This is a genomic window from Streptomyces sp. NPDC050856 (genome assembly GCF_040653855.1).
In the GTDB taxonomy this organism is placed as follows: Bacteria; Actinomycetota; Actinomycetes; order Streptomycetales; family Streptomycetaceae; genus Streptomyces.
In genome coordinates this window covers 1-21,501 of sequence record NZ_JBFAGV010000016.1, presented here as the reverse complement: position 1 = coordinate 21,501, position 21,501 = coordinate 1, and the positions used below count along the sequence as shown (strand labels likewise).

Sequence of the window (21,501 nt, the reverse complement as noted above, 5' to 3'; positions counted from 1 at the left end):
GCACGCCGGTGGCGGAACGGGAGGACGAGGGCGCGAGGGGCTGGGCCGCGACCCGGGGCCACCGATGGGCTCCGCCACCAGGGTCGCGTCGTCCTCGTGGGCTGTCCGGCTCGATCACCCGGCGTCCGGGACGCCGCAGGGCCTGACGGGATCGGGGGCGGACCCCCTGGGGAAATGAGCGGCAGGGTCCCAAGTCCCCTTGCTACGGTGCACGGATGTCGGCGATCAGGAAGTTCCAAGTCACCTTCGACTGTGCAGAACCGATGCGTCTCGCTCGTTTCTGGTGCGAGGTGTTGGGGTACGTCATACCGCCGCCACCCGAGGGGTTCGCCACTTGGGATGATTTCACGCGCTCGCAGCCACCTGAGCAGCGGGATTCATGGTTCGCCTGCGTGGATCCCTCAGGTGTGGGCCCGCGGCTGTACTTCCAGCGCGTCCCCGAGGGGAAGGCCGCCAAGAACCGGGTGCATCTCGATGTGCGGGTCGGCACCGGACTCGTGGGTGAAGAACGCCTCGCCGCCCTTGAGGCCGAGTGCGCACGGCTGGTCCCGCTCGGCGCGGTACACGTACGAACGCTGTATGACGGCAATGACTCGTGCATCCCGATGCTGGACATCGAGGGCAACGAGTTCTGCATCGACTGAGCGTTGGGGCGGGAGTGACCCGTGGGGACGAGGTCGGGCAGCCGAGCATGGCGGTGTGAACGCCGTCGTCCTTTCCGGCGGCAGTCTCGAAGTATCCTTCCAGTGACTTCCCTCGCTCCGGCTCAGCGCTGACCAACGCGAAGGCCGTGGTCGGGAATCCGGTGCGGCAACGCGCAGCACGGGATGCCCACGTGGTGTGGGACCGGCTGCGCCCTCGGCCGACCCGCCAGGCCGCCCGGATCGAGGAATCACCACCGGTCACGCGCCACGACGGCGGACGCGTCCTCGCCACTGGCCGACGACGAGGTCCGCACCCGCCGCCGCGGCCCCGTCAGCTCTAAGCTCGACGGATGGCCTTGGAATGGGAGCAGGTAGTCGTCGACTCGGTGGACCCGGTGGCCCTGGGGCAGTGGTGGGCCGCGGCTCTTGGCTGGGTCGTGGTCGATTCCTCCGCCGAGGAGTTCGAGATCCGCCCGGAGCCGGAGCGCCTGCCGGGGTTGCTCTTCGGCCGGAGCGATGGAGACAAGACGGTGAAGAACCGGCTGCACCTCGACTTCAGGCCGGATGATCAGGACGCCGAGGTGGCTCGTCTCGTGGCGCATGGCGCACGACGTGTGGACATCGGCCAGGGCGACACGCCTTGGGTTGTTCTGGCGGACCCGGAAGGGAACGAGTTCTGTGTCCTCGGCCGGCGACGTCAATAAGCATGCTTTCCGCCCCATGACCCCGGCAGGCGAGCGCCGCCGGGGCGTGCCGCTCGCCGGGGTCTCTTGATCAGCGGGCGGGGAAGGACGCCATAGCGAGGTCCCACTCGTCGGCCGCGCGAAGGAGCGCGGCCGTGTCCAGCCGCACCTCCACGGCGTACCGGTGCGGCTCCGCGCCGCCCTCAGCACGCCCCCACGGCGGCGCCCCCTCCGAGGAGAGATGAACGCGCGGCACCACTCCGCCCTCGCTCCGGTCGGCGAGGCCGAGAGCCAGCACCGGCTCGATGAACGACAGGTCCGGGGACGCCGCGCCGGGGGCGTCGGGACCGCTCACCGGAACCGTGCCCGCTGCCACCGACCGCAGCCAGGCGGCCACCTCACGCGCCTCATCGCTGAGCAGACAGGCGTCGGCGAATGACCAACCGCCGTCGGCAGTCCGCACGGAACCGCCGATGACCAGCCAGTTGTCGTCGTAGGAGTAACCCCTGGCCTCGGGGAACTGATGGCCCGGCGGGCGGAGTTCGACGCTGTTGGCCTGATCACTCAGTCGCACCTCCGCAGTCCGTCCCGCGCGTCCCCCGGCCCGCGCCGGCGGTGGCAGCGGCAAGGTCCTCGCCCTCCCCGGCGCGCACGGCCCGGGGTTGGCGGTCAGGCGCCGGGGGCGATTCCGCCCGCGAAGGGGATCCGGGCGGCCGGCGCGGCGGGGCCGGCTGGCACGGCTTTCCGCCGCGGAGCGCAAACAGATCGTCGACGAGTTCAAGGAGGAGGTGTTCGGCGGTCTCGGGGCCGACCCGCGTCTGCGTGACCGCGTGCGCGCCTTCGGGATCGAACTGCCCGAGGACCCCACACCCAAACAGGTCGACGCCTGGATCGAACTGGCCGAGCTGGTGCGGGACCCCGGCTTCCGCGCCCGGATGCGCGCCCTGCTGGAGCTGAGCACCCCGGTCCCGGGGCGGAGCCGTCCCCCCGGGGCGTCCATATGGTGGGCCAGGAACGTCGTGCGGACTGTCGCCGAGGTCAGGGAACGGGGTGTCGTCCCGGAGGGACGGGAAGCGGCCGAGGTGCTGACCGAGCTGTTCGGCGACGACGATCGGACCGCCGTCCTGCTGTGCCTGGAGGCCGGCGTCGCGGCGGGGATGGAGCGCTACCGCGGGCTCGTCGCCCGTGTGCGCGGGCAGTACGCGTCTCCCGACGCGACCGGGGAGTTGGAGTGGCTGGCGCGGGCCCTGCGCGCCCGCCGATAGGGCCTGACGGGCGGTGCCCCGCGCTGTCCCGTGCGGGTTGGCGCGGGCCGGGGCGAGCCGTGGTGCCGAGCGCGGCAACGCCGGGCGGTCGGCCGTCCGTGACACTCGCTCCCGAGCGCGCCCGGGCCCGGCCGCATGGCCGCCCCGGTCGTGCGGCCCGACCGGGGCGGGCCCGGCGCCGAGCGCGCCCGGGCCCGCCCCGTGCCGGTCAGGGGCGGGTGCGGTCAGGCACGGTGGTGGCGGGCGGGCCACCAGACGGTGGGCCCGATGTGGCGGACCAAGGCGGGAACGAGCAGGGAGCGGACGACAAGGGTGTCGAGAAGGACACCGAAGGCCACGATGAAGGCGATCTGCGCCAGGAAGGCCAGGGGGATGACGACGAGGGCGGCGAAGGTGGCGGCCAGGACCACGCCCGCCGAGGTGATGACGCCTCCGGTGGCGGTGAGGCCCTTGAGGACGCCGGCGCGGGTGCCGTGCCGTTGGGCTTCCTCCCGGACCCGGGTCATGAGGAAGATGTTGTAGTCGACGCCCAGGGCGACGAGGAAGACGAACCCGTACAGCGGCACGGAGGCGTCGGTGCCGGTGAAGCCGAAGACATGGGTGAAGACGACGGCGGCGATGCCGAGGGTGGCCAGGTAGTTCAGGGCGACGGTGGCCACCAGGATCACCGGCAGCAACAGACAGCGCAACAGCCCGATGAGGATGAGCAGGATGATCCCCAGGACCACCGGGATGATGAGGGTGCGGTCGTGGACGGCGGTCGTCCGCGTGTCGTACTGCTCGGCGGTGTAACCGCCCACCAGCGCGTGCGCACCGTCGACTCCGTGGACCGCCTGGCGAAGACGGGGGATGGTGTCCTTGGCGGCGTCGCTGTCGGCGGCGGCGGTGAGGGTGGCGTCGATGCGGACCCGCCCGTCGACGACCACCGGTGCGCCCTGACCGGGCCGGCCGCCTCCGGTGACGGGGAGGGCTCGTGCCACGCCGTCGGTGGAGTCGGCGGCCGCGATGACCTGCCGGGCGTGCTCGGCGTCGGCGATGATGACGGCGGGGTTGCCCGAACCGCCGGGGAAGTGCTCGCCCAGGGCCTGCTGACCGGCCACCGAGGGGGCGTCGTTGATGAACGTCTCGTCCAGCGGTACGCCCTGGGCCTTGAGCAGGGGCGAGAAGGCCGCGCAGGCGACCAGCGCCAGCAGGGTGGTGGCCCAGATGCGCCGTGGCCGGGCGTCGACCGCTCCGGCGATCCGGTCCCACGGCCCCCGCCTGCCGGGGCCCTCACCGGACGGGGACGTGGCCGTGCCCGTGGGCCGCGGGCGAGCGGGCCAGTAGGCGGTACGGCCGAGGAGTACGAGGACCGCGGGCAGGAAGGTCAGGGCCGATACGACCGCGCAGACGACACCGATGGCACCGACGGGACCGAGGGCCTGATTGTTCGACAGGTCGCTCAGCAACAGGGCGAGCAGCCCCAGCGCGACGGTGGCGGCGCTGGCGGTGATGGCCCCGAGGGAGCGGCGCCAGGCGGCGCGCATCGCGGCGAAGCGGTCCTTGCCCGCGGCCAGTTCCTCACGGAAGCGGGCCGTCAGCAGCAGGGCGTAGTCGGTGGCGGCGCCGATGACGAGGATGAACAGGATGCCCTGGACCTGCCCGTCGACCCTTACGACGTCATGGTCGGCCAGCCGGTACACCACCGCGGAAGCCAGGGCGAGGGCGAACACGGCACTGACGATGACGATCAGCGGCAGCAGCACGCTGCGGTAGACGACGAGCAGGATCAGCAGCACCACGGCGAGCGCCACACCGAGCAGCAGGCCGTCGATGCCGGCGAACGCCTCCGACAGATCGGCCTGGGTGGCCGCCGGACCCGTCACGTACGCCCGTGTTCCCTCCACACCGCCGGCGACCTGACGCACGGTGTCGACCGTCCGGCCCACCGTCTCCCCCAGGTCGGCCTTCAGCGGGACGATGCCCTGCACGGCGCGGCCGTCCTCGGACAGCAGGGCGGGGCCGGTCCGCCCGGCGGCCCCCTCGACGGCGGCGGCTTCCTTCAGGACCTGCTGTGCCTGGCCACGCTGCTCAGAAGTGATCCTTCCGTCCCGGGCGACCCAGACGAGGATCGCGGGGACGGTCTGGTCCTTGTCGAACGCCCGGCGCGACTCACCCACCCGCGTCGACTCCGCCCCTTCCGGCAGGAAGGCGGCCTGGTCGTTGGTGGACACCTCCCCCAGCTTGCCCGCGTACGGGCCCAGGGCTCCGCCGGCCAGCAGCCAGATGAGAACAACCAGGGCGGGGATGAGCCACCGCCGGCGGCCTGGTCGAGCTGTCATGAGAAGTCCTCCACCACGGTGATCCGGCGTTCCTCGGCCCCGGCTACCCGCCGGGCATCCGAAGAATCTCAATGATTGAGATTTCTGTAGGGTACGGGGGTGCCGCCCACCGACTTGCAGACCTTCGCCGTGCTCCTGCGCAGGATGACGTCAGAGTTCCACCAGATCGCCCATGACTTCGCCCAGACCTACGGGCTGCATCCCACCGACGTCCAGGCACTGATCATCATCCTCGACGGTCCCGCCTCCGACCCGCTCACCGACACCCACCCGCGCCCCCCGGTCACCCCGGGCATGCTGCGCGAACAACTGCGCCTGACGTCCGGCGCGGTCACCGCCTGCCTGGACCGGCTGGAGAAGGCCGGCCACATCCGCCGGGTGCGCGAGGCCACCGACCGGCGAGTGGTCCACCTGCACTACCAGCCCCGCGCCCGCGAACTGGCCCGAGCCTTCTTCACCCCCCTGGCCCGGGCCACCGACGCAGCGCGCGGCCGGTTCAGTGAGGAGGAACTGCGGACCGTGGTGCGCTTCCTCGCCGCCATGAACACCGAACTGACCCGCATCCGGGACACGGATCCGCCGACGGAGTGACGCCGCGAGCACGCCGGGCCGCCGGTGTGTCGGCGAACGCCCCCGAGCGCTTCGGCCGGCCCGCCCGGCCGGCCGAAGCGCCCACTCGGGCAAGGAGTCCGGCCCTGGTTCAGCCCTGCTCCCGCTCCACCGGAAGCCACAGTTCGGCGTCGGCTCCGGTTCGGTCCGGTGACAGGCGGGTGCGCAGGATCTCGGGGCCGGGGCGGCTGCGGTACGGGTTCGACGGGAACCACTCCGTGAACACGTCTCGCCACAGGTTCTGGATGGCCCGGGGCGTCGGCCCGGAGGTGGTGAAGACCGCCCAGGTGCCGGCCGGGACGGGCAGGGCGGTCGTACCCCCGGGCGCGGCCGACCTCCCCGCCCCACTCCTGTGGAGGTGAGCGGTCAGGCGAACGGCTGGGCCGCCGGCTTGGCGTCGGAGTCGTGGATGAGCTCGGCGAGCTGGATGAGGAAGCCGTACGTCGCCAGACGCCCCCGGACGCGAATGAAGTACGACCGGCTGGAGCACCTGAAGACCTCTCGGCGGCGCACCGTCCAGAGGTTGTGGTCGTACGCGTGCGCCGTCCGCAGGAGAGCCGCCTCCGCCTCTTCCGCGTTGCCTTCGAATTCCGTGACGGTCCGCGTCTGACGATCCGTCTCCGCGACACCGTCGACAGGTATGGCCAGCACTGTCCACCGGGGCATCCCGCGATCAGCTCCTTCCCCCTCGGTCGCCTGCGCGACACGCAGGACACAGTGTGGCAGCCCAGCCGGGGCACTGGTCCACCGCCGCAGCTGCCGGGGCGGTGCCGGGACACCTCGTGGAGCGGCCGGGAGTACGGGAATCTCCCGTGGTGTCCAGGCCGTGGAGACGGTCGTCGCCTCGCGGATGGTTCCGCGCCGCGAGCCGAGCCGGCCCCTAAGGTCGGACATCTCGTCCCGGCCTCGGCTGCCTCCGACAGCCCCGACTCGGTCGCGCGGTGGAGCCCTCGGCACCGAGCATCAGCGCCTGACGGCCTTGGCGGCCCAGCCCCGTACGGCGCTGCCAACTGCCCGTACCACCGGGCCCGGTCGGGCGTCAGGCGCGGCAGCGCAGCATCACCAGCGGCGGGTTGGCGAGGAGGTCCGCCCAGTAGTCGGTACCGAACGTACGCAGGCCGGTGTCGGACACCTTCAGAGGGACCCAGGTCACCGTGCCGAAGCCGGCCGCACGCAGGCACCGTTCGTAGACCTCGCGGCGCGGGCAGGTGGTCACGAACTCGACCGGTGGGTCGAGCAGTGCCGTGATCCGGACCCCCGGTCCGGTCTCGGTGTGCTCGCCGGTCGGCTCGCAGCGAAAGCCGTACTTGTCCAGGGGCGGGCCGTCGAAGCGGTACTCGGGTGTCTGCGCGAGCACGAAGAACTCGGCGCCGGGCAGCAGGCTCCGGTGCACGTTGCGGCACATCCGCTCCATGGCGGCGATGTCCCGCGCGTAATTGAGCAGCTGGACGGCCGTGGCGACGTCGAAGCGCCTTTCCAGGGGCCGCAGTTCGGACACATCGCCCACCTCGTAACGCACCCCCAGCGGATCGCGCTCCTCCAACCCCTCGGCGACGGACACCATCACACTGGATATGTCGATTCCGAGCACTTCCGCGGCGCCGCGTCGCTTGAACTCCCTGCTGTAGAAACCGGTGCCGCAGGCCAGGTCGAGCACGGTCCTGCCACGCACGTCCCCGACCATGTCCAGGAAGCCGGGCACCTCCCCGTACTGTGCCAGCGGCAGGGCCTTGAAGCCCTCGAACGCCTCACCGATCTCGTCGTACTGCTGCGCGTTCGCCATGCGGTCCTCCCGTGTGCTTCGTCACATCCGTGCCCCAACCCGCCCCCTGGGCGCGCCGGGGCCTCCTGCGGGCAGTCTCCCCGCACCTGGGCGGACCGTCGCACTGGCGGAAACCACGAAGTTGCGGACCTCGTACCGGCTCCAGACACGGAGCGGGAAAGGGGTTCGCCGGTCCCGACGCCGGCTGAGCATGTGTGGGCCGGCTACCGCGCTGTGCCCCGCAGGTACTCGGTCAGCGCCTTCCCCGGCCGGAATGCCGCCGTGCCGTCGGCACGGTCGAACCCACCGAAGCTGCCCAGCACCACCGACTCGCCCCCGGCCAGCGCCTGCGCGATCGTGCCCGGGCGCTCCACGGTCCCGAACAGAGCGTCGAGCACCCGCTCGACATCCGCCGCCTCCAGCGGCCGCGCGGCCCCCTCCCCCGCCGCCTCCGTGGTCGCTTCGATCAACCGCGACTTGTCCATGTGACCCACCGTTCCCATCCAGCCAGTGACGCGACGCCATGCGGTCGCCAACCCGACGAGCCTGACCGTCCGGCCCGACGACCGCACGCGGACCGGTCGATTCCGCGCCCTCGTGGGGGGCCGGTGCGGCCGTTTGGGTCAGCGGCGGTCCCGGTGCTCCGACGTGCCCGGGTACGGGCCGGCCGGCGGCGCCGAGAGGGAGAAGCCGTCCGTGGCCCGGTGCTGCCCCATGGCGTGGCACGGCTGTTCGATCCGGGTCGGGACGCCCCGGTCCACTCGTCCGTCACCCCGCCGTCGAGCCACCGGACACGGTCAGCGGCCGGGATGCCGTCGGGTACGGCTCCGGCCCCGTCGGCGCGAGGAGGCACACCGGGGGGTATCCGGACCGTCGCGTGGTACGCGTCGCGGAGCGGTCGAGATCGTTCTCGGTCGATTCCACGATCGGCCATACAAAACCCCCACACCGGGACGCTAGGCACGCGCGGTACGAGAACGGGCTTCGCACAGGGGCGATGTGATCCTTCACCAGACCTGCACCGATCATGAACTCATGTCTCACACTTCACGGCGGAGCCTGCTCGCCATCTTCGCGGCATCGGCCGCCACCGTCCCGCTCAGCGGTCTGGTCGCCACCCCGGCCCAGGCCGCCGGGGCGGTACCCGTTCCCGTCGAGCCCTTTCCCGGCCCGGCGGGTCTGACCTCGGCCCGTTCCTCGGTGACGCTGCCCCCGCTGAACGCCTCGTACTTCACCCCGGTGACGCTGAACACCCCGCTCACCGCCATAGTCCTTCCCGGGTCCCCGACGCGCACCGAGGTCACCTCCGGCGGCAAGCGCGTGGCGCTGCTGACCCACGGTGCCCGGACCGTCGTCCTGCCCGGTCCGACGCGTACCTTCACCGAGAACAAGAAGCCGTTCGTGGACGACTTCCAGCGCACCCTGCCCGACACGTCGCTGCCGGTCGCGGACCGGCGGTACTGGGGGACCTCGCCGGGCGGCGGCAGCTGGTCCACCCTCGGGCCCGCCGACACCGACTACTCGGTCCTGCCGGGCACCGGCGTCATCGCCCTCACCACCGACTTCGCCAGCCGCCACGCCACCCTGCGGGACGACGAGATCACCGACGTGGACGTGCGGTCCGTGGCCCGGTTCGACAAGGTGCCCACCGGCCAGGCCTGCTCCTACGCCCTGTCCTTCGGCTACCAGGACACCCACAACAGCTACCGGGCCCGGCTGTCCTTCCTCACCTCGGGCGCGGTCGAGCTGCGTGTCGAGAAGGAGGTGGCCGACACGGTCACCCAGCTCGCCACGGCCGTCACCCTCGCCACGGGCGTGCCCGCGGGCACCGACTGGACCATCCGGGTGCGCCGCGAGGGAAGCCGCATCCAGGTCAAGGCGTGGCGTTCCGCCTCCGCCGAGCCGGCCGCGTGGGCGGTGGACGTGACCGACTCGGCCTTCGGCAAGGGCCGCGTCGGCCTGCGCGCGCTCGCCAACGACGGCTGCACCAACCTTCCGGTCAAGCTGCTCGTCAGCCGCTTCGAGGTGGACGCCGCCAACTGGGCGGTGCCGCCGAGCGTCCGGCACGGGGACTGGGTGCGGGTGCTTCCGGAACCGTTCAACGGCACCTGGACCCCGGCGCTGGAGCAGACCGTCCGTGGCTGGGCAGGCTCCACGGCGCCGGACGTCCTCGCTCACGCGGCGATGTTCCTCGCCGGCGCGCCGGCGGTGACGAGCGGTGCCGGACCGGCCAAGGACAAGCAGGTCCTGGGCGAGGCGGGATACGGCTACCTGGACCCGCAGGGCTACCGCTACGAGGGCGCCGACTTCCACGAGTACATGAACGTCGGCTGGACCTTCCCGGACGGCGCCTACACCGGGCCGTCCAGCAAGCAGGTCGGCAACCTCGACTGCTCCGGTTACACTCGCATGGTCTACGGCTACCACATGGGCGTGCCGCTGGCCGCGGGCGAGGACACCTCCAAGACCCGTATTCCGCGCAAGTCGCGCCACATGGTCGACTACGCGCCCGGTGTACGCGTCGACCAGACGCCCGACGGCACGACGCCGCCCGCCGCGGCTCTGCTGCAGCCCGGCGACCTGGTGCTCTTCAACGCCGACTCGGGTGACGACAACCTGACGATCACGGCCGACCACGTCGGTATCTACCTCGGCAAGGACGCGGCCGGCAAGCGCCGCTTCCTCTCCAGCCGCAAGACCGTCAACGGCCCCACCATGTCGGACCTGGGCGGCGCCTCGCTCCTGGACGGCACGGGCACCTACGCGAAGAAGCTGCACACGGTCCACCGCATCTGACAGCGCGGCGGGCCGAGGACCCGGGAGGGGGCGGCACAGCGGCCGGAGCCGGGGGCACCTGCTTCCCGGCCCTGGCCGTGTCCCCGCCCAGCCGGCCCTCCCGGCTCCGGCAGGGCGCGGTACCGGGCCCGGAACACCCGGGGAGCGGGGGCGGTCCGGCGTGTCGCGGCAGTCCGGGGGCCGTGGCCGTGCGTCGCGGCGAGCACGGCCACGCCGGGCCGGGGACCGTCACCGCCGCCGTGCCGCTGGTCCGGCTCCGCCGCTGATCCGGGCCGCGTTCCGTCCGACCTCGGCGACAACCACCATGGGTGTGGTGGCGTCGGCCCGCGCGAGCGGGGCACCGCCCGGGGCCCACAGCGCGGAGCGGCCACAGCCGGTCCACGCGCCGGCCGGGCCGACGTGGTTGGCCACGACGACGTGCATGCCGAAGTCCTTGGCGATGCCCGGGTACACCGTCGCCAGCTCCTCCACCCCGCCGCCCGTGCCGTACAGCGAGCTGGCCAGGTGAACCTGGCACCCATCGGCGGCTCCCCGGGAGACCAGCTCGGAGAAGTGGTTGTCGAAGCACGTGGCCAGGGCGAAACGCAAGCCTCCGTACGCGAAGCGGCCGTCGTGCCGGCCTGCCACGAAGACGTCCCGCTCGTGCGCGAACAGGTGCTGCTTGCGGTACGTGGTGACGAGTTCGCCGTCGGGGCCGAAGACCAGCGTCTCGATGGCAGGCCGGTCCTCGTCGGTGGCCGCGGCACAGTTGACGACACTGGCGACACCGGACGCCCGGACCGCGTCCAGGCGCGGGTCGTCCGCCCGCACCCAGAGGTCGCGGCGGGCCCGCAGGGCTTCCAGCTCATATCCGGTCAGCGCCAGCTCGGGGAAGACCACCAGCTCGGCCCCCCGCTCCCGCGCCTCGGCGGTGAGGGCGGCCATCTGGCGCGCATTCGCGGAGATGTCAGCGGGGACACACGTGAACTGGGCTGTCGCGATCTTCATGGATCTCAGCATGTCACCCCGCCCTGCCGACCCGCCCGGGCCGTCGGGCAGGGCACTGCCCAGTCCGCGTGCCCGAGGAGCACGGCCCGGGCGGTCTCACGCCGCGGGGACGTCCTGGAGCGCCGCGAGCAGTCCGCGGAGCGCGGGCCGGCTGAGCGATGTCTCCCGCACCGCCGCGTGAATGACCCTGATCGGTTCCGGCCCGCGCACCTTGCGCACGACCACGCCGGGGTGGCGGTTGGCCAATCCCATGGCGGGGACGAGGCTGATCCCGAGCCCGGCGGCGACGAACCCCTGGGCCGTCGTGTAATCCTCGCTCTCCACCACGTGGTGCGGGCTGAAGCCCGCGGCGGCGCAGCCCTCCGCCACGGCGTCCAGGCAGGGGCCGGGCCCGTCGCTGCGGACCCAGGGCTCGTCAGCGAGGTCGGTGAGGTCCAGCACGCGTTTCGCGGCGAGTCGGTGTCCCGTGGGCAGGACGGCGCGGTAGGGGTCGTCGAGCAGGTGGACGAGGTGAACACCGTCGTGGAGCCGGCCGCGCGGTCGGACCACCACGGCGAGGTCGGCCCGGCCTTCCGTCACGTCCGGCAGCGGGTCCCGGGGGTCGGTCATCCTGAGGTCGACCCGTATCTCGGGGTGCTCCTGCCGGAGGCGGGCGAGCGCGGGGGCGATGAGGGTGGCGCCGGCCGTGGCGAAGTACCGGATCGACAACAGTCCGGTACGGCGGGCCCGCAGATCGGTCAGCGCCGTCTCCGCCTCGGCCACCTGTCTGCTGATGACGGCCGCGTGCTCGCTGAGCAGCCGGCCCGCCTCCGTGGGCCGGACGCCACGGCCGACCCGTTCCAGCAGCGGAAGCCCGGCCTGCTTCTCGAGCACCGCCATCTGCTGGCTGACAGCGGACGGGGTGTACCCCAGGTTCGTGGCCGCCGCGGTGATCGACCCACTGGTGACGACCGCGCGGAGGATCTGCATACGTCGCACGTCAAGCATGTAGCTGAGCTTAAGGGTTGGGCGGAAACCTTCGCTTGTCCTGTGCTTGTTCCCCCGGGCAGCATGCGGATCCGACCGTTCGTGCGGGGAGGCGGAAAGTGATCGACAACCGACGTGGCTCGCTGGTGCGCATGGCTGGACTCGCGTTGCTGTGGGGTTCGGCGTTTCTCTGGATCAAGCTGGCCCTCAACAGCGGCCTGACGCCTTCTCAGATCGCATTCGTCCGCTCGGCCCTCGGCGCGGCCGTCCTGCTCGTCCTGGCCCGGGGCGCGCGCCAGCGTCTTCCGCGGGACCGTCGCACGTGGGGACGGCTGGCCGTGGCCGCCTTCTTCTGCAACGCCCTGCCGTTCCTCCTCTTCGGGATCGGCGAGCAGACGGTCGACTCCGGACTGGCCGGTGTGCTGCACGCGACGACCCCCCTGTGGTCCGTGCTGATCGGCACCGCCATCGGGACGGAGCGCGCGATCCGCCCGGTGCGCCTGGGCGGACTGCTGCTCGGATTCGCCGGGACGCTGGTGATCTTCGCCCCCTGGCAGACCACCGGGCTCCTGAGCACGGGCGCGCTCGTCCTGCTCGGGGCCTCGGCGAGCTATGCCGTCGGCTTCGCCTACATGGGGGCCCGGCTGACCGGCCGGGGCGCCGCCCCCCTCGCGCTCTCGGCGGCCCAGCTCGTCGCCGCCACGGGACTGGCCGCGCCGGCCGTGCTGGCCGACGGTGTGGTGCCGGTGGACCTCGACCTGCGGGCCGTGCTGGCCGTCACCGTCCTCGGCGTCTTCAGTACCGGTTTCACCTTCTACCTCAGCTACCGGCTCATCGCGGACGAGGGCGCCACCAGCGCGGCCACCGTCGGGTACCTCCTGCCGGTCGTCTCGGTGGGGCTGGGGGCGCTCGTCCTCGACGAGGCGCTCGGTCCACGGGTCATCGCGGGAGCGGCCGTCGTGCTCATCGGGGTCGCGGCGACGCGGTGGCGGAGACGTCCGCCGTCGCCCTCGGACGGCGCGGACACCGCGGAGCTCGTCGCTCCGGGGAAGTGAACGGGATGCGACACCGCCCGCCCCGGCCTGCCCGGCGGTCGTCTGCGGACGCCGCCGCGGGAACCGGCTCCCCGTGGCGCGCAGGCGACGTCCGCACCCTGGTCACCGGCGACCGTCCTCAGCCAGTTTCGTCACCAGCACCGAGGACGTTCCCCGCTCAATGACCGTGCCGGCACGGGGAAATGTCAGTGCCGTGCGGCATGATCCCTGGCACGGTGGGGGCGGAGTCGACAGAGGGGGATGACGGACATGCAGACGCATCACTGGGTCCGGGGGGCCGGCGAGACCGAGATGGCCGAACTGGAGAAGTGGCTGGCCGAGCGGGGATGGGAGGTCGACCCGACGGTCTACATGGCGGGCGCCGGAGGGGCCGCGGTCCAGATACGCCGGATCGGCGCCGCGTGGGAGGACGGCGAGCCGGGACTGCTCATCCTGCCCAACGAGACCGTGCAATGGGACGGGCAGCGGATGCGGATCGCGTGTGGGGGCGCCATCTGCACACCGTGCGGCGCCTCGTAGGCGGCACGACTCGAACCAGCGCTTCCCGGTGACGGCCGAGTGCCGCGCGGCCGTTCGGACCAAGGCGATCGGCGGAGGGCGGCGTACGCGGCCGGGCCGCCGTCGGTGAGGACGGCGGCCCGGCGTCAGGAGCGGTGGTGGCACCGGCTCAGCAGCGACCCACACTCGTCTGGCCGGCTACCAGCGAGGAGTGGACGTAACCCTGGCCCTTGGCGCTGTTCACCTTGAACCACCGGTTGGAGGCGTAGTTCGAGCTCGGCGGGTAGACCCACTGGCTGTCGACCCAGCACAGCATGGACACGCCGGACCCGTTGGACAGGTAGCCGAGCGAGGCGCAGCCGGTGTTCGGGCAGGTGCGCACGTTCGCGCCGCCGCTGTTGGAGGAGATGTAGCTGCCGGCCGCCTCCGCCGTACCGGCACCCGTCATGAGGCCCGTGAGCGCCACGGCCGCCGCCGTGGCCAGTCCGGCGCGTGCCCGGACGGTGGTTGATACGCGCATGGTCGTTCCCTTCTGGAAGGTGCGCCCTTGTGGCGCTCCACCAGAAGGCCAGCCCGGACGGGCCTCGGGGAAGCGGAAAACCGCAGGCCGGACAGGTCCGTACGGCTGGCCGTACAACTCCGTACACGGCGAGGGCGTTCTTCCCACGGCGGGGCGCTCAGCGGCACGGCGGGGCGTACGCCAGTCCCGGTGCCAGCCGCGACCACTCGGCCCGGGTGATCGCCGAACCGGCCTGTGAGCAGATCGAGCGTTCGATCGCGGCCTCGCGCATCGCCCAGAGCACCGCCTCCGGGCCGGCGCCACCGGCCGCGAGGGTACGACCGTCCGGGCTGTGGGCGATGGCGTACGCCTTGTCGCCGAGCCCGGTGAGCACGGCGTGGAGACGTGGTCGGCGGGTGTCCGCGGTGTCCCACATCCATACCGTGCCGTCGGTGCTGGCCGCGGTGAGGCGCCGCCCGTCGGGCGCGAACGACAGCGCGTACACATAGCTGCTCGGCCCGGTCAGCGCCGGGCCGGTGAGTGCCGGTCGTGGACCGGTGACGTCCCACAGCCACACGTCCCGGTCGGCCGTGCCGGCCGCCAGTGTGCGGCTGTCCGGACTGAACGCCACGGCCATGACGTAGTTGCCCGGGCCGCGCAGGGTGGTGCGCAGCACCGGGCGGCGGCCGTCCACCCGCCACAGGTGCACGACCTTGTCCACGGTCCCCGCCGCCAGCCACCGGCCGTCGGCGCTGAAGGCCACCGACGAGACGTAGTTGGTCGGCTCGGTGAGCTCGGCCCACAGGGCGGGCCGTGCCGGCTCGGACGTGTCGAAGATCCGTACCGTCCGGCCCTCACTGCCGACCGCGAGCCGTCGGCCGCCGCGGTCGAAGGCGACGGACTGGACGGTTCCGGCACCCCCGGCCAGCGCCGGGCCGCCGTACCGGCGCGGACGGGCGGGGCGGGTGAGGTTCCACAGCCGCACCCTGCCCTCGCGCTCACCCACCGCCAGTGTCCGCCCGTCAGGGGTGAAGGCGACCGCGCCCGAGTACCCGGTTTCGCTCGGCAGGGCGGGGCCCACGGTCGTGGGTGCTTGCGGGTCGGAGACGTCCCACAGGTGGGTGTCCCGGCCGGCTGTCGCCAGCAGGCGTGAGTCGGGGCTGAACGCCAGCGCGTTCGCCGTCCCCTGGAAGCCGCGCAGTTTCCGCGGCGGCAGGTGCCACAGCCGTACGGTCCCGTCGGCCGCCCCGGTCACCAGGCCCCGTCCGCCCGGCAGGAAGGACAGGGTGGTGACCGGGGTGGGGTGCGGCAGGACGGCGGCAGGCAGGAGCGAGCGGTCACCGTGGATCCGCACCTGGTTGTCCGCGCTGCCGGTCGCCAGCCAGCGGCCGTCCGGGCTGTACCCGAGCGCGTTGACGTAGCTGGCCGGTCCCTCCGGGACGGCCGGGGCGCCGCTCAGCAGCCTGGCGCCGGCTGGTGCCCGTCCGGGAGCGGGAACCGTCCACACCCGCGTGGAGCGGTCGAGGCTGCCGGCGGCCAGTGAACGGCCGTCCGGCGTGAAGGCGACACTCAGCACCGGGCCGGTCGCGCCGGTCAGCGGGTGCGCGTGGGGAACCGGCGCCCCCGTCCCGGACGTGTCCCACAGCCGTACCGCCCCGTCGGCGCCCCCCGCGGCCAGCGTCCGGCTGTCGCGGCGGAAGGCGACGGTGTGCACGGCGGCCGTGAAGCCCGTCAGCCGCAGCGGGGTGACACGCCCCGGGCCAGCGGCGGAGCCCCGCCCGCCGCGGAGCGGCCACACATGGACGCCGCCGTCGGCCGAGCCGGCGGCCAGCCGCCGTCCGTCGGGGCTGAAGGCCAGCCCGTACACCGTGGCCCCCGGGCCGCTCAGCACCGTCGGCGCCACCCGCTTGGCGCGGGAGGACACGGCCGGTTCCCACAGCCGTACGGTGCCGTCCCCCGTCCCGGCGGCGAGCCGGTGCCCGTCGGGGCTGAAGGCCAGGGCGTACACGGTGTCCTTGAAGGCGGGCGTGGACACGGGCAGCGCCCGGGGCCTGCGCGGGTCCCGCACGTCCCACAGGGCGACCCGCCGGTCCAGCCCGCCGGCGGCCAGGAGCCGGCCGTCCGGGCTGAGGGCCACCGACTGCACCACGCCCCGGAAGGCGGTGATACGGGTCAGCGCGGTCTGCGCGGAGGCGTTCAGGAGCGCGGCCCGCGCCTCGGTGGTCGGCGCGGTGCGGTGGGCCACCACACTGAGCTGGGCGGCCAGTGCGGGGTCGTCGCCACGCAGGCGCTCGGCGTTCGCGGCGACCAGGCGGGACAGGGCGACGGCCTGCTGCCGCTCGGCGTCTTGGCGCTGCTGTACGGCCACACCGCTGAGCAGCGCGGAGAGCACCACGAGCACCGACAGCACCGCGAGCAGCTGCCGCCGGTGGCGTGTCCGTCTCCTCTCCCGTTCCAGCCGTCCTTCCTCCGCCTGCCGGCTGCCGGCCAGGAAGTCCGCTTCGCGCGGTGTGAGGTCCGGTGCCCGGCCACTGCGTTCGGCCCACGTCAGCGCGACCGTGAGCTGCGCTCCCCGGTAGAGCAGGGACGGGTCGCGGTCCAGCGCCTGCCACCGGCCGGCGTCCCGGGTGAGTTCCTGCCACACCAGGTGACCGGCCCGGTCGGTGTCGATCCAGCGCCGCAGCCGTGGCCACGCCGTCAGCAGTGCCTCGTGGGTGATCTGCGCGCCGTCGTCGTCCACGGTCACCAGCCGCCGGTCGACGAACCGCTCCAGCACGTCATGGGCCTGCCCCGCCCAGGGGTCGGCCGGGACGCCCTGGTGCGGAGGGGGGAGCGCGAGCAGCCGCCGGGTGTCCGCCGTGTCCTCGCCGACGCTGACCATGCGCAGGAAGAGGGTGCGCGCCATCGCCCGCTGGGCCTCGGTGAGTTCGGCGCAGGCCTCCTCGGCACTCTCCGAGATGGCGCCCGACAGCCCGCCGCCCGCGCGGTAGTCGGCAACCGTGAGAGTCGTGCCGTGGCCCCGTTCCCAGGTCGTCAGCCGGGCGTGCGAGAGGAGGGGCAGCGCCCCGGCCTCGTGGGCGGCCGTGCCGTCGCCCGAGGCACGTAGGTCCGCCAGCAGTACGTCGACGAAGCCCTCGTCGACTCGTAGTCCCGCCTTGGCGGCGGGGCCGGTGACGGCCGCGCGCAGCTCCTCCTCGGACAGCGCCCTGACGACGGTCTGGTCGCCCTGGAGGGCCACGGCCAGCAGGGGATGGTCGAGGGCGTGGCCGTAGAAGTCGGCCCGCAGGCCGCCGACGACCCGCACCCGCGGCGTGGACAGGGCCTGGAGGCAGGTGAGGAAGCGTTCACGTTCGCCCGGGTCGTCGCAGACGGTGAACAGTTCCTCGAACTGGTCGACGGCGACGATCACGCGTGTCCCGTTCGTCCCGGCCCAGGCGCGCACCTGTGCGGCGAGCGCGTGCGGGTCCCGGGTGTCCGGCCGCGCGGTGGAGCCTCCCATGAGCCCGGCGAGCGCGGCGGCCAGCGCCGCCGGCGGGGCGCCGCCGGGGGTGAGCAGTACGGGGGTGAACCCGTGGCCCGTGCGCAGGGCCGGCAGGACGCCCGCCCGCAGCAGGGACGACTTGCCGGAGCCGGACGCGCCGACGAGCAGGTGCGGCCCGGCCGCCGCCCCGCCCGAGAGCCGTCCCACGACCATGTCCCGCAGCCGGTCCCGTCCGAAGAACCAGTCGGCGTGCGCCTCGTCGAAACTGGCGAGACCCCGGTAGGGGACGACCCCCCGGGCGGTACGGGGAGACCGGGCGCGCCGCACCCGGCGCAGCCGCTCGTGCCAGTGGTCGACCTGCTGCGGGTCGTCCACTCCGCACACCCGCAGGACCGCTGTGAACAGCGGCAAGGAGCTCATCGAAGGGAGGCTCCGGCCGGCGAACCAGCCCCCGACGGTGGTGTGCGCCCCCGGCATGTCCACCAGCGCCGCCACCTTGCGTACCGTCAGTCCCGCTTGCTCGCGCAGGCGCGTGAGCTCGGCGGCGAACTCCTCGCGCGGGGACGGCGGCGTCGGTAACGCCTGGGTCGAGGGGTCTCTCATCCGGCCTCCAGGGTGAGCGTGTCGGAGGGAGGTGGTGGCCCCACTCTCCTCCCTCCACGCCGTGTCCGGGCCAGAACGCGGCGCTCCGCGACCTACCGCAGCAGCCCTCGTCATCCGGATCCGCACGCGATCACCCGAATCGCCCCCGGGAAGTCGACATGTACATTGTCTCGCCGTGATCCAAAATGTGGGTGGCCCTCGCATCGAGTTCGTGATCCCGGTCAACCGGCTGAAGGGAATTCAATGGACTCACCGTCGAGCGTGAGTGCCTGAAGGGCACAGGAAAGGGTGACGGCACTGGATTTCGTTCTGCACCATGAAGTCGACGTGACCGTGGTCGCGGCGCGGCCAGGAAGGCCCCGCCGGCTCCGGGTTCGGCCCCTTCCCCTCCCCTTGGCGCCGCCGTGGACCGAGCCGGACCGGGGGTCAGCCGCGCTGGGCCCGCTCGTACACGGTCTTGGCCGTGGCCCCCAGTGCGGGCCCGTACATCTTGGTGATGGACTCGAGCGCGTCGAGCTGGCTGTTGACCGAGACCAGAACGCCCTTGCCGGTCGCTTCGTCGAAGTCGGCCAGCCACGGGCCGCCGCTGGCCCCGCCGGTCATGTCGCAGGGGATCGACTGCACGTCACCCTCCTTCTTCGCCGTACCCACGCAGCGCAGCAATTGCTCACCGAGCTGGGGGCGGGTGGCGGGATAGCCGAAGGCGGAGATCTTCCCACCGACCGGGCGGCCGAAGGCGACCACCTGGCCTCCCACGACGTCGGTGAGCTTGCGGCGCTTGCTGTCGGCGTCCACGACGAGCGCGGACACATCGTCGGTGGCCTCCTCGGCCCAGCCGCGCGGGGTCAGAGCGGTACGGACCGCGAACACGCCGTACGGCCGGTTGCCCTTGTCGTAGCCGGGGACGAAGACCATCGTGGTGTTGGTGTTGGCGGGCGAGGCACCACGGCGGACGCAGTGTCCCGCCGTCATCACCACGGAGCGGTTGGCGCTCCGCACAGCGGTGGCCGTGCACCAGGTGTCAGCACCCCTGGGGTTGACGAAGAAGAGCCGGCCCACCGTCTTCATCATGGTCCCGCTCCACCGCGTGGCCTTGGGCCCCGTGGGGCCGAGGTCCACTGACTTGCCGACGGCCTTGATACGGCCGGGGTCCAGTAGGCGAGCGCCACCTTGCGTTCCTCGTTGGTGTACAGCACGGCGGACACCGGATCGGCCGATGCCGCCCGGGGCGCGGCGACCACGGCCTCCGCCGGCACCGGGACGACGACCGCCAAGGCGACTCCGGCGGCGAGCGCGGCGATCCCGCGGCTGAGGCGCCGGGGCGTGGAAGTGGATGTGGATGTGGACGTAGGCGTGGGCGTGGGCGTGTCGGGCATGACGGACGGCTCCTCGACTGGTGCGGACAGCGGCGGTCGGCGGGGCCGGCGGGCCCACAGTCCAAGAGAGACAAGCGCCTCTTCCGGTTGCGCGTGGGCCGGTGCCGCCCACCGGTCTTCGACCGGAGGACAGCGGAACGGCGCGACACGGCCGAACCCCCTGCGCCGAGCCTGCGGCCGGCGCGGGCAGCGCCGTGGTGGGCGCGAGCCGCGACGACCGCGCCGGGTGGGGCGCCACCCCCGTCCGCCGCTCCTTCTGCCGCTCCTTCGGGCCGCCGCCATGGCGATGTCGCCCGCGACGGGCAGCGGCGCCGGGGTGACGCGACGCCGCCAGCCGGATCAGACCAGCGGTTCACTCAGCTCGACGCAGCGCAGAGCCGCCACGAGTGCCCGCTCGTCGCCGACATCGAGGGCCGCGTCGGTGAACTTGATGACGTGCTCGTCACCATGCGCCACCGCCCTTTCCAGCACCGCTTCGGGAGACAGGGGCCCCGGTGGGCCGTACCTGACGGGGTGACGGGGTGCGTACATCGCGGTCACCGCCGCGGATGCCGTCCAGGCGGCCCGCAGGCTCGGTGCCCACAGGGCGGGCGGGAGGGCGGGCAGGACGCGGAGCACGGCGTTGGGGGCCGTGGCCGCGTGGACCAGCATCGTCGCCTCGCCATGGCCGTGGGTGGCGTACCGATGGGTGGCGGCGCGTACCAGCTCGGTGAGGCGGTGGCGTGCCTCGCCGGGGTCCGTGATCGCACCCGGCCACACCGGCAGGCCCGTGACGTGGCCGAGCCGTACGGCGAAGGCGCCCTCCTGCTCGGGGATGGGCGTGACCGCGTCGAGGGCGGCGGCGGCGGTGTCAGCACCGGGCAACGGGGCGGGTTCGGCGACGGGGTGGTGGCGGGCGGCCCAGTAACCGAGGCCGTGGGCGAGCTCGGCCAGACGCGGCTCGGTGCTCTCGCCGGTCAGGAGGGTGCGTACGGCGTGGCCGACCCGGATCGCCGGATGCGTCGAGCCGCCGTACACGCCGGGCAGGAGACGGGGCCACCACTCGGCGAGGACCAGGCGCCAGGGGCGCTCGGCGACCTCACGGCCGAAATAGGTGATCCAGTCGGCGGCGCGGCGCGGATCACCCAGGGCGGAGCGCCAGTTGGCGTCCGTCACGGGTTCCACGCCACAGGGGCGCTCCTCCAGTTTGGGCGCGTAGAGGTCGAGCCACCGGTGCACCGAGTGCGCCCGGCCGCGCGAGACGAGGGCCTCAACTGCCATGGGCGCGTGATTGCTCAGCCGTCCGAGTCGCTCCGGGCCCGAGCCGTGCAGCCGCTGGAGCGCCTCGTCGAGAATTCCCGTGGTGTCCATGGCGAGGACGGTAGGTGAGGCGTGGATGCCGCGTATCGGGCTCAAGGCCTAGGGCCGGCAGCGAAGCCCTGCGGCTTGGGGATGGGGACCGGCCCTGAGCACCGGATCCGGCCCCTGCCCATGCCATGCCTCCACCTCTGCCTCTGCCTGTGCCTGTGCCTGTGCCTCTGTTGAGCCATCGGCGGCGACTCCCCCTTGCTAGGATCAGCAATCGTTGAACTCGTTCAAAAAAGGGGGAACAGGTCATGCCCGAGCCGACCACACCCGACCGGTCCGACACACCCGCAGTCGCCCTGGGCCCCACCGCATTCGCTCTGGGCGCCGCCTCCGTCGCCGTCGCGCATGTCATGTTCCCCTGGGCGATCCTCTCCGGAGCCCTCGCCGTCACCCTCGGCGCGGCGGGGATCCACCATGCCCGGCAGGGCACCGGCCGCCTGTGGATCGCCGTCACCGGTACCGCCCTCGGCGGCCTCGGCTTCACCGGCGCCACCACCCTCCTGTGGTCTCTCGGCGGCTAGGCAGTTTCGTTTGGATCAGTCGGTCGTTGGTCCGGGTGTGCCGTTGACTGATGCGCAGTGGGCGCGGATCGAGCCGTTGCTCCCGGAC

The 21,501-nt window shown here is 72.9% G+C and carries 19 protein-coding genes and 1 pseudogene; 8 read left to right on the top strand and 12 right to left on the bottom strand.

Annotated features, from left to right (window positions below; all coding sequences use genetic code 11):
* The first annotated feature begins 215 nt into the window (after positions 1 to 215).
* Complete coding sequence (locus tag AB0H53_RS16695; RefSeq protein ID WP_362112921.1) at positions 216 to 644, top strand: VOC family protein; 429 nt, start codon at positions 216 to 218, stop codon at positions 642 to 644.
* Positions 645 to 994: 350 nt separating this feature from the next.
* Positions 995 to 1,348 carry a VOC family protein gene (locus AB0H53_RS16690; protein ID WP_362112918.1) on the top strand — a complete coding sequence of 118 codons (354 nt, stop codon included), beginning with the start codon at positions 995 to 997 and terminating at the stop codon, positions 1,346 to 1,348.
* A 70-nt stretch (positions 1,349 to 1,418) separates the two neighbouring features.
* Here AB0H53_RS16690 and AB0H53_RS16685 read toward each other — a convergent pair whose 3' ends face one another.
* Positions 1,419 to 1,901, bottom strand: coding sequence for a hypothetical protein (locus AB0H53_RS16685; RefSeq protein WP_362112915.1), 483 nt, complete (start codon positions 1,899 to 1,901; stop codon positions 1,419 to 1,421).
* Positions 1,902 to 2,115: 214 nt separating this feature from the next.
* On the opposite strand from AB0H53_RS16685, the gene AB0H53_RS16680 reads away from it, so the two are divergent.
* Positions 2,116 to 2,592: a hypothetical protein gene (locus AB0H53_RS16680; RefSeq protein WP_362112912.1), complete on the top strand. Its 477-nt coding sequence runs from the start codon at positions 2,116 to 2,118 to the stop codon at positions 2,590 to 2,592.
* A 224-nt stretch (positions 2,593 to 2,816) separates the two neighbouring features.
* Here AB0H53_RS16680 and AB0H53_RS16675 read toward each other — a convergent pair whose 3' ends face one another.
* On the bottom strand, positions 2,817 to 4,913 hold the full coding sequence (locus AB0H53_RS16675; protein ID WP_362112909.1) for an MMPL family transporter: 2,097 nt from the start codon (positions 4,911 to 4,913) through the stop codon (positions 2,817 to 2,819).
* A gap of 144 nt (positions 4,914 to 5,057) precedes the next feature.
* Between AB0H53_RS16675 and AB0H53_RS16670 the strand changes: the two genes are divergently transcribed.
* Complete coding sequence (locus tag AB0H53_RS16670; protein WP_362113197.1) at positions 5,058 to 5,504, top strand: MarR family transcriptional regulator; 447 nt, start codon at positions 5,058 to 5,060, stop codon at positions 5,502 to 5,504.
* A 109-nt stretch (positions 5,505 to 5,613) separates the two neighbouring features.
* On the opposite strand, the pseudogene AB0H53_RS16665 reads toward AB0H53_RS16670, so the two are convergent.
* The 4 genes and pseudogenes from AB0H53_RS16665 to AB0H53_RS16650 all read right to left on the bottom strand — a co-directional run.
* Positions 5,614 to 5,850: pseudogene (locus AB0H53_RS16665) on the bottom strand (GyrI-like domain-containing protein); the annotation flags it as partial.
* Positions 5,851 to 5,888: 38 nt separating this feature from the next.
* Positions 5,889 to 6,188 carry a hypothetical protein gene (locus AB0H53_RS16660; RefSeq protein WP_362112906.1) on the bottom strand — a complete coding sequence of 100 codons (300 nt, stop codon included), beginning with the start codon at positions 6,186 to 6,188 and terminating at the stop codon, positions 5,889 to 5,891.
* Positions 6,189 to 6,561: 373 nt separating this feature from the next.
* Positions 6,562 to 7,305, bottom strand: coding sequence for a class I SAM-dependent methyltransferase (locus AB0H53_RS16655; protein ID WP_362112903.1), 744 nt, complete (start codon positions 7,303 to 7,305; stop codon positions 6,562 to 6,564).
* Positions 7,306 to 7,508: 203 nt separating this feature from the next.
* The gene (locus AB0H53_RS16650; protein WP_362112900.1) at positions 7,509 to 7,769 is read right to left on the bottom strand and encodes a hypothetical protein; all 261 of its coding nucleotides are present in this window, start codon (positions 7,767 to 7,769) and stop codon (positions 7,509 to 7,511) included.
* A 550-nt stretch (positions 7,770 to 8,319) separates the two neighbouring features.
* On the opposite strand from AB0H53_RS16650, the gene AB0H53_RS16645 reads away from it, so the two are divergent.
* Positions 8,320 to 10,080, top strand: a complete 1,761-nt coding sequence (locus AB0H53_RS16645; protein WP_362112897.1) for an NlpC/P60 family protein — start codon at positions 8,320 to 8,322, stop codon at positions 10,078 to 10,080.
* A 228-nt stretch (positions 10,081 to 10,308) separates the two neighbouring features.
* Here the strand turns inward: AB0H53_RS16645 and AB0H53_RS16640 are convergent, their stop codons facing one another.
* Both AB0H53_RS16640 and AB0H53_RS16635 read right to left on the bottom strand, forming a co-directional pair.
* Positions 10,309 to 11,067, bottom strand: coding sequence for a carbon-nitrogen hydrolase family protein (locus tag AB0H53_RS16640; RefSeq protein WP_362112894.1), 759 nt, complete (start codon positions 11,065 to 11,067; stop codon positions 10,309 to 10,311).
* A 96-nt stretch (positions 11,068 to 11,163) separates the two neighbouring features.
* A complete protein-coding gene (locus tag AB0H53_RS16635; protein WP_362112891.1) occupies positions 11,164 to 12,054 on the bottom strand; it encodes a LysR substrate-binding domain-containing protein in 891 nt (296 codons plus the stop codon).
* Positions 12,055 to 12,185: 131 nt separating this feature from the next.
* Here AB0H53_RS16635 and AB0H53_RS16630 point away from each other — a divergent pair, with 131 nt between their 5' ends.
* Together AB0H53_RS16630 and AB0H53_RS16625 are read left to right on the top strand one after the other, a co-directional pair.
* On the top strand, positions 12,186 to 13,088 hold the full coding sequence (locus AB0H53_RS16630) for a DMT family transporter (RefSeq protein ID WP_362112888.1): 903 nt from the start codon (positions 12,186 to 12,188) through the stop codon (positions 13,086 to 13,088).
* A 249-nt stretch (positions 13,089 to 13,337) separates the two neighbouring features.
* Positions 13,338 to 13,607 (top strand): hypothetical protein, encoded by a 270-nt coding sequence (locus AB0H53_RS16625; RefSeq protein WP_362112885.1) that lies wholly within the window; start codon positions 13,338 to 13,340, stop codon positions 13,605 to 13,607.
* Positions 13,608 to 13,755: 148 nt separating this feature from the next.
* On the opposite strand, the gene AB0H53_RS16620 is transcribed toward AB0H53_RS16625, so the two are convergent.
* The 4 genes from AB0H53_RS16620 to AB0H53_RS16605 all read right to left on the bottom strand — a co-directional run bounded on the left by AB0H53_RS16620 (position 13,756) and on the right by AB0H53_RS16605 (position 20,895).
* Positions 13,756 to 14,106 carry an SH3 domain-containing protein gene (locus tag AB0H53_RS16620; protein ID WP_362112882.1) on the bottom strand — a complete coding sequence of 117 codons (351 nt, stop codon included), beginning with the start codon at positions 14,104 to 14,106 and terminating at the stop codon, positions 13,756 to 13,758.
* A 157-nt stretch (positions 14,107 to 14,263) separates the two neighbouring features.
* A complete protein-coding gene (locus AB0H53_RS16615; protein ID WP_362112880.1) occupies positions 14,264 to 18,169 on the bottom strand; it encodes a helix-turn-helix domain-containing protein in 3,906 nt (1,301 codons plus the stop codon).
* A 426-nt stretch (positions 18,170 to 18,595) separates the two neighbouring features.
* The gene (locus tag AB0H53_RS16610) at positions 18,596 to 19,240 is read right to left on the bottom strand and encodes a trypsin-like peptidase domain-containing protein (protein WP_362112877.1); all 645 of its coding nucleotides are present in this window, start codon (positions 19,238 to 19,240) and stop codon (positions 18,596 to 18,598) included.
* A 644-nt stretch (positions 19,241 to 19,884) separates the two neighbouring features.
* Positions 19,885 to 20,895, bottom strand: a complete 1,011-nt coding sequence (locus AB0H53_RS16605; protein ID WP_362112874.1) for a questin oxidase family protein — start codon at positions 20,893 to 20,895, stop codon at positions 19,885 to 19,887.
* A 245-nt stretch (positions 20,896 to 21,140) separates the two neighbouring features.
* Here AB0H53_RS16605 and AB0H53_RS16600 point away from each other — a divergent pair, with 245 nt between their 5' ends.
* Positions 21,141 to 21,413, top strand: a complete 273-nt coding sequence (locus AB0H53_RS16600; RefSeq protein WP_362112871.1) for a hypothetical protein — start codon at positions 21,141 to 21,143, stop codon at positions 21,411 to 21,413.
* The last annotated feature ends 88 nt before the right edge of the window (positions 21,414 to 21,501 follow it).

What these genes read in the sequence shown, in the direction of transcription:
- AB0H53_RS16695 (WP_362112921.1), top strand. Translation starts at nt 216, where the DNA reads ATGTCGGCGATCAGGAAGTTCCAAGTCACCTTCGACTGTGCAGAACCG.
- AB0H53_RS16690 (WP_362112918.1), top strand. Translation starts at nt 995, where the DNA reads ATGGCCTTGGAATGGGAGCAGGTAGTCGTCGACTCGGTGGACCCGGTG.
- AB0H53_RS16675 (WP_362112909.1), bottom strand. Translation starts at nt 4,913, where the DNA reads ATGACAGCTCGACCAGGCCGCCGGCGGTGGCTCATCCCCGCCCTGGTT.
- AB0H53_RS16670 (WP_362113197.1), top strand. Translation starts at nt 5,058, where the DNA reads ATGACGTCAGAGTTCCACCAGATCGCCCATGACTTCGCCCAGACCTAC.
- AB0H53_RS16660 (WP_362112906.1), bottom strand. Translation starts at nt 6,188, where the DNA reads ATGCCCCGGTGGACAGTGCTGGCCATACCTGTCGACGGTGTCGCGGAG.
- AB0H53_RS16655 (WP_362112903.1), bottom strand. Translation starts at nt 7,305, where the DNA reads ATGGCGAACGCGCAGCAGTACGACGAGATCGGTGAGGCGTTCGAGGGC.
- AB0H53_RS16650 (WP_362112900.1), bottom strand. Translation starts at nt 7,769, where the DNA reads ATGGACAAGTCGCGGTTGATCGAAGCGACCACGGAGGCGGCGGGGGAG.
- AB0H53_RS16645 (WP_362112897.1), top strand. Translation starts at nt 8,320, where the DNA reads ATGTCTCACACTTCACGGCGGAGCCTGCTCGCCATCTTCGCGGCATCG.
- AB0H53_RS16640 (WP_362112894.1), bottom strand. Translation starts at nt 11,067, where the DNA reads ATGAAGATCGCGACAGCCCAGTTCACGTGTGTCCCCGCTGACATCTCC.
- AB0H53_RS16635 (WP_362112891.1), bottom strand. Translation starts at nt 12,054, where the DNA reads ATGCTTGACGTGCGACGTATGCAGATCCTCCGCGCGGTCGTCACCAGT.
- AB0H53_RS16630 (WP_362112888.1), top strand. Translation starts at nt 12,186, where the DNA reads ATGGCTGGACTCGCGTTGCTGTGGGGTTCGGCGTTTCTCTGGATCAAG.
- AB0H53_RS16625 (WP_362112885.1), top strand. Translation starts at nt 13,338, where the DNA reads ATGCAGACGCATCACTGGGTCCGGGGGGCCGGCGAGACCGAGATGGCC.
- AB0H53_RS16620 (WP_362112882.1), bottom strand. Translation starts at nt 14,106, where the DNA reads ATGCGCGTATCAACCACCGTCCGGGCACGCGCCGGACTGGCCACGGCG.
- AB0H53_RS16615 (WP_362112880.1), bottom strand. Translation starts at nt 18,169, where the DNA reads ATGAGAGACCCCTCGACCCAGGCGTTACCGACGCCGCCGTCCCCGCGC.
- AB0H53_RS16610 (WP_362112877.1), bottom strand. Translation starts at nt 19,240, where the DNA reads ATGATGAAGACGGTGGGCCGGCTCTTCTTCGTCAACCCCAGGGGTGCT.
- AB0H53_RS16605 (WP_362112874.1), bottom strand. Translation starts at nt 20,895, where the DNA reads ATGGACACCACGGGAATTCTCGACGAGGCGCTCCAGCGGCTGCACGGC.
- AB0H53_RS16600 (WP_362112871.1), top strand. Translation starts at nt 21,141, where the DNA reads ATGCCCGAGCCGACCACACCCGACCGGTCCGACACACCCGCAGTCGCC.